This window comes from Streptococcus panodentis (assembly GCF_017884005.1).
Taxonomy (GTDB): domain Bacteria; phylum Bacillota; class Bacilli; order Lactobacillales; family Streptococcaceae; genus Streptococcus; species Streptococcus panodentis.
This window is the reverse complement of the sequence record NZ_QFAY01000043.1, coordinates 1-13,188: the sequence shown is the minus strand read 5'-3', so window position 1 is coordinate 13,188 and position 13,188 is coordinate 1. Positions and strand designations below refer to the sequence as shown.

The window sequence follows — 13,188 nt, the reverse complement described above, 5'->3', positions numbered from 1 at the left end:
GCTAGCGGGCTGTTTTTTATAACTATACCTCTGAAATATGATGAAATCAAGGCAAAAGAACTGCGTTATTGATTCATTGCCCCAAAAAACTACGATAGTCAAAGGCTTCTCATCACCGACCACTCTCTGGATTTATCGGTCTCCATAGCCCGGCTATCAGGATTACGGCAGCACTGACATCCCTGAAAAAGACAAAAAAGCGAACCCCTGAACCATCCACCGATTCAGAACTCTCTGTCGAATGCACCATTCTTGTTACTTGACTGTAGTTGATTGTTTCTTCAGACGTCTTTTCGCTTTCCTTGAAACTGTTTTAACAATACGACTAGGGTGAAATTCAAGAAATGTTGTCTGTTTTTCACTTTCACAATGTGTTCCGTTTTTATTTGACGCTACGCACCACAAAGCGTTTGACGACCAGATCGAGTTCTTGACTTTTTAGGAAATTCTCAATATCTGCCAGATGAAAGCTCTGGTCTTGCTCGATAGAAATCGTTATCTCATAGAGTTCTTCCTGTTCACTCTGTTTCATTTCCATCTTGATCGAGTGGTACTGTTCACAGTGATAGTAGGTATAGAGCTGACTAAGTGTTGTCTTATCTGCAGTCTCTCCTACAATCCTGATTTCAAAATCCCCACTATTTTTTTGACTAGCGTGGGTCAAGAGCTGAATCATCACCACTACAAGCGTACAAACAAGGCCCAGCAACCACATGCCGCCTCCAATCGCCATCCCAATCCCAGCAGTCGCCCAAACACCTGCAGCAGTCGTAATCCCGCTAATCTTTTTGTCCCGCATAAAGATAATGCCGCCACCGATAAAGCTGATTCCACTGACGATTTGGGCTGCTACCCGTGAAGTGTCAAAATTAGGTGTGTCTAAAAAGGCTTCTTTTGAAATAATCATCATTAAGGCCGATGTCACTGCCACGATGATATGGGTTTTGATTCCCGCCTGCTTATTTCTAGCACTGCGTTCATAGCCAATTGCCCAGCCACAGACAACCGCTAAAAAAATAATCAGAAAATGCTGAATAACCGCCTCCCGTTCGATCCATTGCCCAATACTCTCCATTTAGTCTCCCTTCTTTTCATTTCATGTGCTGTTCTCTTTCCTTGAAAGAAAGCTAGAGGTTGGGACCGAGTCTTCAACCTCTAGCTACTTACCATCTTTGCTTGACCAATTCCAATCCAACTCTTTATATGATGCCTCTTTTTACAAGGTATTGAGACACTAAACTAGGCCAATCGGTCTGAATAATGTCTGCTCCCTTTTCCAAGAGGATCCCCCAGCCCTCATCTTCTGACTTCAAAATGGAGACATTGTCATCATGACCAGCAAACAATTTCTTTTCATCATTCATAGTCAATGCATTAATCCAGACACAGAGGTTAGCTTCTTTTAACTTTTGAATATTCTCTGTTTGGTAAAAATCATCTGCTTCTGTTTCAGCCTTGATTTCCACTCCGATAATATTGACATCTGGATACTGCTTCAAGAGTTCAAGCTGAGACAGCTTACTAATCTTGGGCATAAAGAGAAACTTAGTTTCCTCTTCTGCGAAAAAGCGAAGTGTTTCTTCCTCAAGAGGTCCCTTTAAAATGACCTGATTCACCATCTCTTCTTTTTTGACCAAGTCACATACCAGTGAAAAAAAGTCCCAGGCCCGATCAATGTTGATCAAACAGCGTCCCTTAAAATAACGCAGCGTGTCTTCTAACTTTTCAACAGGATAGGAAATGGCAGATAAATTACTGTTACAATAAGCCAAATCTTTCAGTTCTTGACTCGATAATCTACGAATATCAAAGTCTTTTTGAAAATTTTTTCTCTCCATGCCATTATGGAAATGATAGAGTTTGTCATCGCTGGTTTTAAAAACATCAGCTTCGACGATGTCGCCTCCCATTTGGAGAGAAGCTTCATAAGCTGGAATGGTATTCTCCACAATATTTCCTGCTGAACTTCCTCTGTGAACAGCAATCAAGACCTTCTTTTTTCCCAACTCTTGGTTTAAAAAGTGATTCACTTCCTTGTAGCTTTCCTGTCCAATCATACTGCCTTCTCCTTTATAAAGTGCTCAATCAAATGGTAAATAGCATCCCTAAATCGTGGAACGACATAAGTGGCATGAGCCTTCACATCTTCTGGAGCATGAGCCATGCAGTAAGAAATGGTCGCTGCGTCAAACATAGAGGTATCATTTTCAGAATCCCCAATAGCCACGCTAAAGCTTCCTTTACTCAACTGTTCAAGAGCCTGCCCTTTCGAGGTATGATTGGCAGAAATCTCAATTCTTCTCTTTCCAACCCGAAAGATGGACAAATCTGGAAACAGAGCTTTTAAATCCTTGGTGATTTGACAAGCCTGCTCCAAGTCATCTGGACGGAGATTGATCTTATAAACGGTGCGTTTCAAAGCTTCATCATAAGGATTGTCCATATAATCATAGTTCAGGCCTAGCAACTCATTTTGATTTTCCTGTTTAAAGTTTCCAAAACGTTCCTTGTTATCAAGGGCATCAAAGGTGACCCCATGATTTTTTAAATACTGGATCAAATCTTTTAAGCGTTCCTTTGAAATCTGACGATCTTCTAATACTTGACCCTTAGCATCCACAATATAGCCGCCATTAAAGGCAACTTTATAATCCAAGGACAGATCATTGACTTCTTCCACATAGGTAATTTCCTTCAAAGATCGTCCAGTCGCAATAATCAGTTGGCTATAGTGACTAGCAGCCCGAAAGGCTTTTAAATCCTCACTTGCAACCGCCGAAGAATCAAAGACGAAGGTACCATCAATATCTATAAATAGCTTGATTTTCTTATCAGTCATGGACTCGCCCTTCCTCTTTAAAGATGTCCAGAATTTCATTCTTTAAGATATTGGCCTTACCCCCATAGATGGACTGCATCTGCATGCCAGATTCCACAAAGCCCAAGGCTTCTAAATGATTGACAATGAGATCATTATCAACCTGCGCTCGGTCCTTGACGTTAATCCGCAGTCGAGTGATACAAGCGTCAACATTTTCAATATTGTCATACCCACCGTGAGCAGCAATGAGAGCTCTTGCTTGCTTTCTAAGGGCAGATTCTTGAGCATTTGCTGCCGATTCTTCATGATGTTGGTATTTCGCTTCTACTTCTTTGCGGTTAGAAAGTTTGACTTCTGAAGCATCGCCCCGTCCAGGAGTTTTTAAGTCAAATTTCAAAATCATGAATTTGAAGACATAGTAGTACAAGAAGGCACAGCCAATACCCACAAGCGGGATAATATACCAGTGAGTTTTACCACCTTGGATTAATCCATAAATCGAAAAGTTAATCAAGCCATGTCCCATCGGCGCCATGACCGCACCACCAAGTAACTCAGTCACTACAGAAGTCAAACCTGCAAGAAGTGCGTGCGCACCATAAAGCATTGGCGCAACAAAGAGGAAAGTGAATTCCAAGGGTTCTGTAATCCCTGTGATAAAGGAAGTTGCTGCAGCCGCAGTTAGAAGAGAGGCCACTGTTTTCTTATTTTCAGGCTTTGCAGTCCGATACATCGCAAGAGCTGCAGCAGGCAGACCAAACATAAAGTAAACAAATTTCCCTGCATTAAAACGAGTAATGGTTGGATCAATATTCAAAATAGAAGGATCAGTCAAGGATGCCATATAAGCATTCAAAGTTCCTCCGATTTTTTCACCAGCAATGGTCCATACTCCTCCAAGATCGGTCGTCATAACAGGAAGATTCAAGCCATGATGAAGACCAAACGGCAAGAGAGAGCGCTCTAAAATCGCATACAAGAAGGTTCCCACATAGCCTGTTTTGACAACAAGACCTGAGAAAGCAGTAATTCCTTGTTGCACAAATGGCCAAACTAAAAAGAGAGCAGAAGCCACAACAGCCATGACAGGAATGGCAACAAGCGGTACCAAGCGAGGACCACTAAAGAAAGAGAGAACCTGCGGGACTTTGACATTGAGCACTTTCTTGTGCACATAATAAACGACTAGGCCGGTAATAATTCCTCCAAAAACATTCAAGTCCATGGTTTGAATCCCTAGAACGCTGGTCTGCATTTGCGCAGCCATGGCCAAGCGATAGGCTTCCGGGGCTAAATCTCCCTGAGTCACCAAACTCCCTGTTTGGGTCAAAAGGAAATTTAAAACCTTGTGCAGTACGATAAACCCAACTAAACCAGAAAGAGCCGCAGAACCCCTTTCTTTCTTTGCAAGCCCAACAGCTACCCCAACTGCGAAAATAACGTGCAGGTGAGAAAAGACAACATCTCCCAAAGCTACAAATAAATTCATTAAAAATTGGAAGGCTTCATTTTGCAAAAATGGATACATTTCCAAGGTTGTTCCATTGGTAAAAGCTGCCCCAATTCCTTTTATAATCCCAGCTCCAGGCAAGATGGAAACTGGTAGTAACAATACGCGCCCGAACTCTTCAAACGCAAGAATGACTTTATTTTTCGATGCCATAATATCACCGTCCCTTTCTTGATTCTATTGTATCATTCCTCCATTTTTAAAGACTATTTTAGGGAAAAAAATGAGGGAAAGGAAAAAAAGACCTCTAAGAGTACTTTTTTACTCTTTAGAGGTGGCTTGCTGCAAGAGCAGTTTTTCATATAAAATGGTACTCATCAGATAGAGCATGAGCCGTGAACGAAGCTTGGTTCGTGTATGGGTACTGTTATAGACATGAAGCGTATGCGTGCTGATTCGCTTGAGAGGGCTAGCAGCCAGACTGGTAATAGCAATGATACCAGCTCCCTTTCCTTTTGCCTTTAACAGCATTTCATTAAAATCCTCAACATTGCCACTTAGAGAAAAGACAATTAGAACATCATCTTGGTTGGCAATCTCAGGAATCCGTTCCATCGAAAAATAGTCAATGTAATCATTGGACCAAAGATTGATTAGTTTGAGCTTGCGATTTAAGTCGGAAGCTACTTGAGAGCTTGATCCTGTTCCCAAGCAAAAAATTCGTCTAGCACCTAAAATCTCTTCACAAATACGAGTCAGGAGCTCCTGATCCACCAAATCAATGGTGGCTAGAAAGTCTCCTTTCATCATTTCCAAAATCAGCGAGAAATCATCTACCTGTGATGTTTGTGGAGTCTGATTAATCTTTTTCGAAGCAATCAGAGCGTATTTCAACTCTGTAAAAGTGTCACAGTTTAGTTTTTTTACCGCTCGGATAATCGTCGCATTGGAAACAAATAGATGCTCTCCGATAGTCTTTAGTTTTAGTTTTTCAACGTCTTCATATTTTAAAATAAAATCTACAATTTCCTGCTCGGCATCAGAGAGTCGATCATAGTTTTCATTGATGGTTCTATAAATATCCGTCACAGGCGGCCTCTTCTTTGCTAGTTTCTAAAACTATTATAACATATTTTAAAGCGACTTGAGCCCTTTACTCTTCAAATGACAATCCTGATTTCCAGTGTCAGACTTAAAACAGTATGTTTTATACTCAATGAAAATCATCAGCAGACTAGGAAGTGTCAGTTGCTCAAAGCACTGCTTTGAGGTGACAGATAAAACTTCCGAGAGGAAGCCTCAAAAGTACGGCAAGGCGACGCTGACAGGTTTGAAGAGATTTTCGAAGAGTAGTAATCCGCTGCCTCACGATAGGCAGGCCTGGGAGTCGCTATCGGCTTCACCGGCAGCGGATGCCCCAAAGGACTTTCACCCCAGATGCACGGCATACCCGCCGCAGCAAAAAACGACCCCCAGCCTGACGCGGCTGGAGGTCTGACTTACCTTGCTGATAGTGAGAGCAATCAGTTCACCCAATGTGTAACTGAATAACAATTTTTTGATTTATTGTTTTTGTGGTGTTATTTATAAAATTTCTAATTCCTTTAACCGCTAATGATTTTCTTTTATCTTAGCAACAGAACTATATTTAATAAAGCAACTATTGAGTTAATTCTCGAAGTCTGAAAACCATCTAAAAGCTTCTACTTTCTATACCATCGTTATACTTAGATAAGCTAAGCAGGCCTATCTAATGAATCAACCAATAGTTCAGTAAAGCAACTACTTATATGTTACAAACAATTAGCTATCAGCAAAGCAAATCGTAGACAAAGTAAAATGTTTCCCTTTCTTCCTGTTTCCTTACCCTTATTATAATACAGCGCAGATTTATTTGCAAGCGTTTACACTCAAGAAATTTTAAAATATTTTTTCTATCCAGAGTGCAAGCAAAAAGGAAAGGAGACCACAAAATGAGGCCTCCTTTAGAATGTAGATAATTCTTGTCAGTGATTAGAATTAACAAAGACTTTTTATAAGGAAAATCAACGATTGGCCTTATTTATCGTCTTTTTTAACTATATTTTTAACGCCTTCGATGGCGCCTTCAACAGCATCTTTGGCATCTACTGCAACTTCTTTAACTTTAGAAACTGCTTTTTCAGCAGCTCCTTCTTTTTCTGTTTTTTTATCACCAGTTAATTTGCCTAGGCCTTCTTTAACAGAGCCTTTAGCTTGGTTGAATTTTTCTTCTGCAGACATAATTTAGACCTCCGTTGTCAATTTCAATTTTTAAAGAAATAAAACAATATACGAATTCCTAATCCCAGTTAGAGGATTAATGAACGCGTGCTTTTTCCTTTGATGCAGCGTCTTTAACGGCGTCAACACCTTCACCTACTTTTTCCTGAACGGCTGAGAAACCACCGCTAAGTCCAGATTTTGCTTTTTCAAATTGCTCTGAAGCAAATTCGCCTGTTGATTCAGCAACATCTGTCACTCGCTCTTGAAAAACCTCTTGAAATTATGTTTGACGGAGACTTTATGAATAAGCAATTCACCAAAGGCTATGTTTCCTACACCATTGCCATTGACCAATTTTCAGGGCGCTTATCTATCTTTGATGTTAAGATGACAGATAAGGGAATCCGCCTAATGAAAGATGTCTATTGGGATTTCAATAAACACCCACACTTACTGATTGGTGGTGGAACGGGTGGCGGTAAAACGGTTCTCTTGATGATTCTGATTTGGGTTTTAGCTCAAATTGGTTATGTGGAAATCCTTGACCCGAAACGCTCTGACTTTGTCGGATTAAAACAGATTCCTGTCTTTAAAGGTCGTGTTTACTGGGATAAAAAAGAAATGTTAGCTTGTTTAAAGCTTGCTGAGCAGGAAATGGACAAGCGTTATGATTACATGACTAGTCACCCTGATTATCAGGCAGGGAAAAAGTATTATGCTTATGGGCTGAAACCTCGTTTTATCGTTATTGATGAGTTGGTAGCCTTAGCTGCTAAATTAGAGCGAGATTACCAATCATCTGGAGACTTTATAGAATACCTAACCGAATTGATTTTGAAAGGTCGCCAATCTGGGGTAATCATGATTGTTGCTATGCAACGTCCTGACGGAAAATACCTCAAAACGTCTTTACGTGACCAATTTATGAAACGAATTTCTGTTGGTCACTTAGAAGACGTTGGGAATAAAATGATGTTTGGGGATGCTAACGCGAATAAAGTTTTTAAAAAGATTGATGAAATTGACGGGGAGGAAATTTTCGGTCGTGGTTATATTGCAAATGGTGGGGAGGTAGCTAGGGAATTTTATTCACCTACTGTCCCCTTTGAGGAAGGCTTTTCTTTCTTTGAAGAATATAAGAAACTAGCTGTTTTAAATGACCCACTATTAGAGACAACAGAGACCACACAAACTTCATCATCTGACTTGCCCGTTGAACAAGTAGAATCTTCCCTACTTCCTCTGAATGACTTTGCCAAGAAATCAAATATTCCAATTTCAACTTTACGAAATCTTGTGAAATACATAGAAGAACAGGACTATACATTCACAAGAGAGGATAACCGTATTATGCTAGATGAAGCAGACATTGCTTTGTTGGAGGAAATTGTGGCAGAGAAAGAACAGGCCGACTTGCCTTATAAGCAAGTTGTCCTTCAGCACTTTGAAACACCTCCTGAGCCAGCGTAGGCACGAAGGTCAAGGTCAGGGCAGCGCCCGTCCGACCTGCCCGACCGAGCTGACAAGCGGGCGTTTTGGGGTGTGCCCTAGGCACGCCCCAAAAGGGCTTAACCTCCCGATACTAATAGGGGGGTTAAAACTAACACAAGTCCTAAAAAGGCTGTTCTTATCCCAATGACTAGCCTAGTAAGCATAAACACAAGGATAACAAATAACCTACGTTCCTTGAAAAAATAAAAATCGACGACAAAATAGCAAAAATGGTATAATAAAATCATTAAAAGATTGGTTTGGTCAGGTTTAACATGAGTATCTCTTTAATTGTAATTGTATCAACTTTAATGTTAAGTATTTCAAGGATTATTTTAGCGTACATCTCACAATCAATGTCATTTTTAACAGAAACTGCAAAATGGATAAAATCCCATGAAATAATTCTCAAATTGTGTGATGAGCTATTGGCGATAGCATCATTTTTATTTAGTAGTTACATCATTTTCTTCGTTTTATCGTATAAACAAGGAAACCATTTTAGCTTAGCAATAATTATTGCTAGTTTGCTATATTGTATTTTTGCTTGGATAGGTATTATACTGACAATTGGAAATATGGTTTATCCAGTTAATGGGATAAAACCACTTGAGAAACACGGACTATCTACAACCATCTTACAAATTTATTCAAGATTACATTTATCAGATTTATCTCTAGGAATAATGACTATCTCACTATCCAGCCTAATTCCAAATTTATCTCTCACATTTAGTGGGGTTATTATTGGAAGCATGCAGATGATGTTTACATATTACAGTAAGAAGTTAAATTATAAAATGCACATTTTTACAATTGTTATTTGGAATATCTGGATAATTTTATTTCAAATATTGTAAAATATTCAAAAATGAATTCACTTGTTTAATAAGCTATAATCTTAAAATAGACAACAGGGACAATCTTATTTGGCATTTGCATAATACAGCACATCTGCACCGTCAGGAACTATCTACAGAGTTTATTCTGTTTGATCAAAAAGGGAATACAATCAAGAACTTTCAAAATATTTTCCCTCAGTTTGTTTCAGATATTAAAAAAGGGATTGAACATTATCTAGAGACTTTGGATGTCTATAGTAATCAAATGAAAGTCAACCATCTATCCTATACTTTTATCACTCATAGCAAACATTTAGTGCTGAATCTTTTACAAAATCAACCTAAATTAAAGGTTTTAGTCATGAGTAATTTTGATCAGTATCATGCTAAATCCGTAGCAGAGACACTTTCTTATTATTGCAGCAACAATTTTGAACTTGAAGTTTGGAATAAATTAGAACTATCAATCGATTCTTTAAAAGAATCACCTTACGATATCATCATTTCTAATTTTATTATTCCTCCTATTGAGAACAAGAGACTGATCTATTCCAATAATATTAATACGGTCGCACTCATCTCCTTACTTAACGCAATGATGTTTATTCGAATAGACGAGTGATTTAGACGATTTTTATAACAAAAAACCGCTAGATTGCGGTTTTTCAGAACGTAGACAAATTCCATTTTCTTTGTAAAAATTTTCTTAATTCTTACAAAGAATTAAGAAAAAGCTCATTGCTATAATTAAAACAAAGATCAACCAAGTCTTTCCGCTGTGAGAAAAGCGCCTGAAACTCTTTAGTTTCAGGCGCTCGGAAGATTTGAGACTTTAGGCTCAAATCTTAGGTATGGAATTCCGAAGGAAGTCGCTACCGTCCGCACTCACTTAAGGAAAGACTTTGGATAACTTTGTCTTCAGTCTCAAAAACCGCTAGATTGCGGTTTTTATTAATATATTAGGGCAATTTGAAGAAAAAGGATATAATCCTATATAATAGAGAACTAGATCCTTTTGAGCATTATTGATCTAACTCTTGGTTTTACAAAACTCTGAGCAAGCCTATTCAAACAAGCCATAGTAGTCGGCGATGGTCATCTTGGCTTTTTCCTCTTGCTGGAGGTCCTGAATGATTCGGCCGTCCTTCATGACAATGAGGCGGTTGCCGTACTTGAGGGCATCCTCCATGTGATGGGTAATCATGAGGGCTGTCAGCTGGTCACGGCTGACAAAATCATCTGTCAGCTCCATGAGGGCGACACTGGTCTTGGGATCCAGCGCCGCGGTATGCTCATCCAGCAGCAGCAGCTCCGGCCGCTTGAGGGTCGCCATGAGGAGACTGAGTGCCTGCCGTTGCCCGCCCGAAAGGTATTCAATCGGCGTATCCAGATGCTTGTCCAGACCGTTGCCGATTTTCTCAATCGTCGCCTGAAACTCTTCCCTGTAACTGTTGAGCCTACGGGGTACCAGCCCTCGCTTTTCCCCTCGGAATTTGGCTATGAGGAGGTTTTCCGCTACGGTCATGCGGGGAGCCGTGCCCATTTTAGGATCCTGAAAGACCCGGGCCAGATACTTGGCCCGCTTTTCCGGCGAAAACTTGGTCACATCTTCGCCCAGAATCCGGATGCTGCCGCTGGTCAGGGGCAGGGTTCCGGCAATGACATTAAAGAGAGTGGACTTGCCGGCCCCATTGCCGCCCAAAACGGTGATGAAATCGTGTTCATGAATCTCCAGCGAAACATCGTTTAAGATGACCTTTTCTTCATCAAAGCCGCTGTCTACAATTTTGCTGGCATTTTTTAATTCTACAATGACTGTCATTTGCTTAACTTGGCTCCTTTGAAGACTTTATTTTTAAGGGTCGGAATCATGAGGCAGACAGCCAAGATAACCGCACTGTAGAGGCGGAGATAGCTGGTGTTGAAGCCCAGCGCAATGACGCCCCAGATGAGAAACTGATAAGCAATGGCGCCGACGACAATGGTCAGCAGACGCTCGGCCAAAGTCAGACTCTTAAAGAGGACCTCGCCGATAATCAGGCTGGCCAGCCCGACCACGATGACCCCAATCCCGCGCGACACATCCGCATAGCCTTCCTGCTGGGCAATCAGTGCCCCCGCCAGAGCAATAACGCCATTGGACAAGACGAGCCCCATCATCTCCATGCGGCCGGTATGGATGCCGAAACTGCGGGCCATATCAGGATTGTCTCCCGTCGCGATATAGGCCTGCCCCAGCTTGGTATCAAGAAAAAAGAGCAAGCCTGCAATGACCAGACTGACAAACATCAGACCTGTCAGGAGATTGTTGATTTCTCCGGAAAAAGGCAGAAAGCCCTGAATAAGGCTGGAACCAAGGAGTCCCAGATTGGCCCTTCCCATGAGCATCAGCATAATCGAGTGGCAGGAGGTCATGACCAGAATCCCTGACAGCAGGGTAGGAATCCTGCCCTTCGTATAGAGCAGCCCTGTCACCAGACCGGCTGCACAGCCAGCTGCAACAGCCGCCGCCGTTGCCAAAAAAGGATTGACCCCCTTGGTAATCAAAGTGACGGCCACCGCCCCGCCCAAAGGAAAGGAGCCCTCAGTGGTCATATCCGGGAAGCCCAGAATCCGAAAGGTCATAAAAATGCCCAGACCCAAAATGGCCCAGACCAGGCCCTGTGAAATGATGGAAAGAATCATACTGTTATCCTAACTAATTAAAATCGTATCCCTATTTTAACACAAAAAAGGAGCTAAGAGCAATGCTGACGCGCAGCAGAGAAAAGAAGCTCCCTAAACCTTACTCCACAACTGTCATCCGGCCGGTATCTACATCGTAAACCGCACCCGAGATTTCCACATCGGCTGGGATGAGCGGTGACTGCCGCAGCAGCTCCATATCCTCGCGCACGCTTTCCTCTGCGTCTCTAAAGGGCAGGAAGTCCTGATTGCTGACATCAACGCCCAGCTCTTGCTGAAGATAAGCTGCAAACTCTTCATTTTTGAAGGTCTGCGCCCCACAGTCTGTATGGTGCAGAACCACGATTTCCCGCGTCCCCAGCTGCTGCTGGGAAATGACCAAGGAGCGGATGACATCCTCGGTCACGCGGCCGCCGGCATTGCGCAGAATGTGGGCATCCCCCAAGGCCAGGCCCAGCGCCTGAGCCACATGAAGACGGGAGTCCATACAGGTGACGATGGCCACCTTGGTCTTAGGCTTGATAGGCAGATGGGCCGTCCCATGCAGATCAACATAAGCTTGATTGGCCTTCATAAAATTTTCAAAATACGACATGCTTTTCCTCGCTGATACTTTGATATTCAAATGATTTTTTATTATCTTACCATCTTTTTCGGCATTTGTCAGCTGTCAGCTTTTCATAAAAAACGAGGACAGATAAAACCAGCTTTTCACTTGGTCACCTATCCTCGTTTTCTTATTATGAGCCTTTTGGAATGAACTTGCTGAGTGAGCCGGCAAAAGTTTGAAGATTGAGGCTCTGAACATAGACTTCACCAGTACCTTGGAAGGTGTTGACCACGCCTTCACCCGTTCCGATAGATTGCCAGAAGCCATTTTCCAGATGGATATTGTAGTTCAGAGACTGACTCCAAGCCACTACATGGGCATTGTCAATGGTCACTTCTTGGTTATGCAGCTCGATTTTTTTGATAGAGCCAAAGGCATTGGCCAAGAGCGTTCCCTGACCCTGAGTGGTCATGACAAAGAAGCCGCCCTGACCGCCAAAGAGAGCCTTGCCCACAGACTGGCGCTCCATCGTATAGTAAGCCGTGCCAGAAAGGGCCAGAAAAGCACCGTCATTAAGCCGGTATTGCTTTTCTCCCAGATAAAGCGGAATGACTTGACCCGGAGCATCGGGCGCTAAAGCCAGGTAGCCGTTATTGGTCTGGGCCACAGCCTGAGTAATGAAGGTACTCTCACCCGAAACCATGGAGCGTCCTACCGCCTTGACAAACCGACCCAAACCGGAACCGCTGGCATTGAGTTGGGTGCTCAGGGTCACATTGGGCGTATGGTAAACCATGCTGCCGCGCTGAATAAAGACCGTTTCGCCTTGATGAAGCGACAGTTCCACCAGAGGAAACTGCATGTTGCTGTCCATAGAAAATTGCATAAACGGTGCCTCCTTTTGATTATGACTTGATTATAGCATTTTCCTATATTTTGGACAAAGGAAAACTGAGTGTCAAAAAAAGAAAAGAAAGAGGCTGAGACAGACTCCCATGATGGCTGTGCCCTCACCCGCAGAGGGATGCATCTTTTGGAAGATACCGTATAAAAAGTCCTTCAGTTTCGCTTTGTTTTGGTAAAAAACTCTTGACGCGGTAGCTGA

Annotated in this window: 10 protein-coding genes and 4 pseudogenes; 2 read left to right on the top strand and 12 right to left on the bottom strand. The window is 42.1% G+C overall.

All coding sequences use genetic code 11. The annotated features are described in order from the left end of the window. Positions 1–113: 113 nt before the first annotated feature. The 8 genes and pseudogenes from pflA to DHL47_RS12910 all read right to left on the bottom strand — a co-directional run. Positions 114–250 (bottom strand): annotated as a pseudogene (pflA, locus tag DHL47_RS13490) (pyruvate formate lyase 1-activating protein); the annotation flags it as partial. A gap of 132 nt (positions 251–382) precedes the next feature. After that, positions 383–1,075: an MgtC/SapB family protein gene (locus DHL47_RS12940; RefSeq protein ID WP_128834841.1), complete on the bottom strand. Its 693-nt coding sequence runs from the start codon at positions 1,073–1,075 to the stop codon at positions 383–385. Between the two features lie 124 nt (positions 1,076–1,199). Beyond that, on the bottom strand, positions 1,200–2,057 hold the full coding sequence (locus DHL47_RS12935; RefSeq protein WP_128834843.1) for a glycerophosphodiester phosphodiesterase family protein: 858 nt from the start codon (positions 2,055–2,057) through the stop codon (positions 1,200–1,202). Further along, positions 2,054–2,839: an HAD-IIB family hydrolase gene (locus DHL47_RS12930; RefSeq protein WP_164828337.1), complete on the bottom strand. Its 786-nt coding sequence runs from the start codon at positions 2,837–2,839 to the stop codon at positions 2,054–2,056. Before DHL47_RS12930 ends, DHL47_RS12935 begins: the two co-directional genes overlap by 4 nt. After that, a complete protein-coding gene (locus DHL47_RS12925) occupies positions 2,832–4,484 on the bottom strand; it encodes a PTS transporter subunit EIIC (protein ID WP_128834847.1) in 1,653 nt (550 codons plus the stop codon). Before DHL47_RS12925 ends, DHL47_RS12930 begins: the two co-directional genes overlap by 8 nt. Before the next feature lie 108 nt (positions 4,485–4,592). Then, entirely contained in the window at positions 4,593–5,360 is a 768-nt protein-coding gene (locus DHL47_RS13590) for a MurR/RpiR family transcriptional regulator (RefSeq protein WP_128834849.1), read from the bottom strand. A 969-nt stretch (positions 5,361–6,329) separates the two neighbouring features. Then, positions 6,330–6,533 (bottom strand): CsbD family protein, encoded by a 204-nt coding sequence (locus DHL47_RS12915; protein WP_209552146.1) that lies wholly within the window; start codon positions 6,531–6,533, stop codon positions 6,330–6,332. Positions 6,534–6,609: 76 nt separating this feature from the next. Then, a pseudogene (locus DHL47_RS12910) lies at positions 6,610–6,780 on the bottom strand (Asp23/Gls24 family envelope stress response protein); the annotation flags it as partial. Here DHL47_RS12910 and DHL47_RS12905 point away from each other — a divergent pair. Next, positions 6,771–7,985 (top strand): annotated as a pseudogene (locus DHL47_RS12905) (FtsK/SpoIIIE domain-containing protein); the annotation flags it as partial. The pseudogenes DHL47_RS12910 and DHL47_RS12905 sit on opposite strands and share 10 nt — an antisense overlap. Before the next feature lie 915 nt (positions 7,986–8,900). Further along, positions 8,901–9,470: pseudogene (locus DHL47_RS12900) on the top strand (M protein trans-acting positive regulator PRD domain-containing protein); the annotation flags it as partial. 441 nt (positions 9,471–9,911) lie between these two features. On the opposite strand, the gene DHL47_RS12895 reads toward DHL47_RS12900, so the two are convergent. From DHL47_RS12895 to DHL47_RS12880, 4 genes are all read right to left on the bottom strand, one after another. Next, the gene (locus DHL47_RS12895; RefSeq protein WP_128834853.1) at positions 9,912–10,670 is read right to left on the bottom strand and encodes an ABC transporter ATP-binding protein; all 759 of its coding nucleotides are present in this window, start codon (positions 10,668–10,670) and stop codon (positions 9,912–9,914) included. Further along, positions 10,667–11,533 carry an ABC transporter permease gene (locus tag DHL47_RS12890; protein WP_209552145.1) on the bottom strand — a complete coding sequence of 289 codons (867 nt, stop codon included), beginning with the start codon at positions 11,531–11,533 and terminating at the stop codon, positions 10,667–10,669. Before DHL47_RS12890 ends, DHL47_RS12895 begins: the two co-directional genes overlap by 4 nt. 100 nt (positions 11,534–11,633) lie before the next feature. After that, positions 11,634–12,128 carry a beta-class carbonic anhydrase gene (locus tag DHL47_RS12885; protein ID WP_128834857.1) on the bottom strand — a complete coding sequence of 165 codons (495 nt, stop codon included), beginning with the start codon at positions 12,126–12,128 and terminating at the stop codon, positions 11,634–11,636. Between the two features lie 145 nt (positions 12,129–12,273). Next, complete coding sequence (locus DHL47_RS12880) at positions 12,274–12,969, bottom strand: TIGR00266 family protein (protein WP_128834859.1); 696 nt, start codon at positions 12,967–12,969, stop codon at positions 12,274–12,276. Between the last annotated feature and the right edge of the window lie 219 nt (positions 12,970–13,188).

Excerpts from the sequence above, each read along its gene's own strand:
- DHL47_RS12940 (WP_128834841.1), bottom strand. The coding sequence starts at position 1,075 with ATGGAGAGTATTGGGCAATGGATCGAACGGGAGGCGGTTATTCAGCAT.
- DHL47_RS12935 (WP_128834843.1), bottom strand. The coding sequence starts at position 2,057 with ATGATTGGACAGGAAAGCTACAAGGAAGTGAATCACTTTTTAAACCAA.
- DHL47_RS12930 (WP_164828337.1), bottom strand. The coding sequence starts at position 2,839 with ATGACTGATAAGAAAATCAAGCTATTTATAGATATTGATGGTACCTTC.
- DHL47_RS12925 (WP_128834847.1), bottom strand. The coding sequence starts at position 4,484 with ATGGCATCGAAAAATAAAGTCATTCTTGCGTTTGAAGAGTTCGGGCGC.
- DHL47_RS12915 (WP_209552146.1), bottom strand. The coding sequence starts at position 6,533 with ATGTCTGCAGAAGAAAAATTCAACCAAGCTAAAGGCTCTGTTAAAGAA.
- DHL47_RS12895 (WP_128834853.1), bottom strand. The coding sequence starts at position 10,670 with ATGACAGTCATTGTAGAATTAAAAAATGCCAGCAAAATTGTAGACAGC.
- DHL47_RS12890 (WP_209552145.1), bottom strand. The coding sequence starts at position 11,533 with ATGATTCTTTCCATCATTTCACAGGGCCTGGTCTGGGCCATTTTGGGT.
- DHL47_RS12885 (WP_128834857.1), bottom strand. The coding sequence starts at position 12,128 with ATGTCGTATTTTGAAAATTTTATGAAGGCCAATCAAGCTTATGTTGAT.
- DHL47_RS12880 (WP_128834859.1), bottom strand. The coding sequence starts at position 12,969 with ATGCAATTTTCTATGGACAGCAACATGCAGTTTCCTCTGGTGGAACTG.